2 protein-coding genes are annotated in these 1864 nt (G+C 74.3%); both read right to left on the bottom strand.

Features of this window, described 5'->3' with window-relative positions:
• Positions 1-78: 78 nt before the first annotated feature.
• Positions 79-687 (bottom strand): FxsA family membrane protein, encoded by a 609-nt coding sequence (gene fxsA, locus V9U70_RS14585; protein ID WP_336675408.1) that lies wholly within the window; start codon positions 685-687, stop codon positions 79-81.
• A gap of 79 nt (positions 688-766) precedes the next feature.
• Positions 767-1534, bottom strand: a complete 768-nt coding sequence (locus V9U70_RS14580) for a polyprenol monophosphomannose synthase (RefSeq protein WP_336675406.1) — start codon at positions 1532-1534, stop codon at positions 767-769.
• Positions 1535-1864: the final 330 nt, after the last annotated feature.

Below are 1864 nucleotides of genomic sequence, written 5' to 3'. Positions count from 1 at the left end.
CCCGCGGCTCTTCGCATGCCTTCTCGCGGCGCGCCCTGCGGTCCATGGGGCCTCGCCGCGTCCGCCGGGGCCCGGAGGTCAGGGCGTCAGCGGCGGGCGGGGGCCGTCGGGGCCCCCGTCGGGGCGGCGAGGGGCTTGCGGGCCGTCGTCACGGATGACTTCACCCTGGACGACCTTCCCGTCCGGCCGGTGCATTCTGGCCTGCTGGAAGGCGTCCGAGAGGCCGCCGGGCGACGCGGCCCGCATCCGGCGCTCCAGGGACCGCTCCGCCGAGCGGCCGAGCATGGTGCGCACCGGGGGCACGAGCAACAGCAGACCGGCCGCGTCCGAGATCAGTCCGGGGACCACGAGGAGCAGCCCGCCCAGCATCAGCAGCCCGTTGCCCCGGCCCGCCTTGCCTCCGGCGGGATCGGTCGGCGGGGTCTCGGGAGCGCCGGGCCGGCCCGGTGTCTGCTGGAGGGTCTCGGTCAGATTGCGGAAGGCGCGCCGTCCGGCGGCCTTGACGATCGCGCCGCCGAGCACGGCCCCGGCGACCAGGAGCAGCAGAAGGGTGAGACCGCCCGCGGCCGACGCGACCACGGTGAGGAGCCAGACCTCCAGCACCAGCCAGGCGGCGAGGGCCGCCGGCAGGAACCTGCGGGCGCGTGAACGTCGGGGAGGGGTCGGGGGCTGGGTGCCGGTCGTCATACCCCCAGTGTGCCCGTACGGCCGGTGAAGCGGCGTACCGGGGCGATCACGCCCGGGGCCGGCGGTTCCACGGGCCGGGTCAAGGGGTCCTGCGGCCCAGGATCTTGTTGGCGCGTGCGGTGACGCCCCAGCCGGTGACCCGCCACAGCGCCTCGACGAGGATGTCCCGGCTCATCTTGGAGTCGCCGACTTCGCGGTCCATGAAGGTGATGGGCACCTCGACGACGTGGTAGCCCGCCTCGACCGAGCGACGGGCGAGGTCCACCTGGAAGCAGTACCCCTGGGAGGCGACCTCGTCCAGGCCGAGGCCCTTGAGGGTCTCGGTGCGGAAGGCGCGGTAGCCGCCGGTCACGTCGCGGACCGAGAGACCGAGCGCGAGCCGGGAGTAGAGGCTGCCGCCCCGGGAGATCACCTCGCGGCTCTTGGGCCAGTTGACCACCCGGCCGCCCGGCACCCAGCGGGACCCCAGCACCAGATCGGCGCCCTTGAGCGCGGTGAGCAGCCGGGGCAGCTCCTCGGGCTGGTGGGAGCCGTCGGCGTCCATCTCGACGAGGACCCCGTAGCCGTGCTCGGAGCCCCAGGCGAAGCCGGCGAGGTAGGCGGCGCCGAGCCCCTCCTTGCCCTTGCGGTGCAGGACGTGGACCTGGTCGTCGGCCGCCGCGATCTCGTCGGCCGCCTTGCCGGTGCCGTCGGGGCTGTTGTCGTCGGCCACCAGGATGTCGGCGGCCGGGACGGCGGTGCGCACCCGGTCGACGATCGGCTTGATGTTCTCGACCTCGTTGTAGGTCGGGATGATCACCAGAACCTTGCCGAGCGGGCCGAACCGCCTCTGACCGCCGTCGTTCACTACTGCCCCTTAGAGTCCGTACACAGAGGGACACCATATCCAGCACACCGCCCGCGGGCCCGCCACGGTCGCCCGGCGCGCGGCACGCTCCGGTCAGATCCGCTGGAACTGCGGAATGAACCACGGGCCGAGTCCCGCGAAGGCACGGGCCAGGAGCTGCGGATCGGGGCCCGGCGCCCTTCGGGCCGGCCCGGGGCCCGCTGGCGGCGGGTCGACCGAAGCCGTTGTCTACTGAGCGTCCGGGCCCCACCCGGGTCCCACCCTCCGTCCGGCCGCGACCTTCCCTCGCCCCCGAGGCGCGGGCGCTGAACCTGGCTGTCGGCGGTGGCG

It is taken from the genome of Streptomyces pratensis (genome assembly GCF_037137275.1).
Classification (GTDB): domain Bacteria; phylum Actinomycetota; class Actinomycetes; order Streptomycetales; family Streptomycetaceae; genus Streptomyces; species Streptomyces pratensis_B.
Note: the sequence above shows the minus strand (reverse complement) of the source record. Positions and strands in the feature narration are given on the sequence as shown.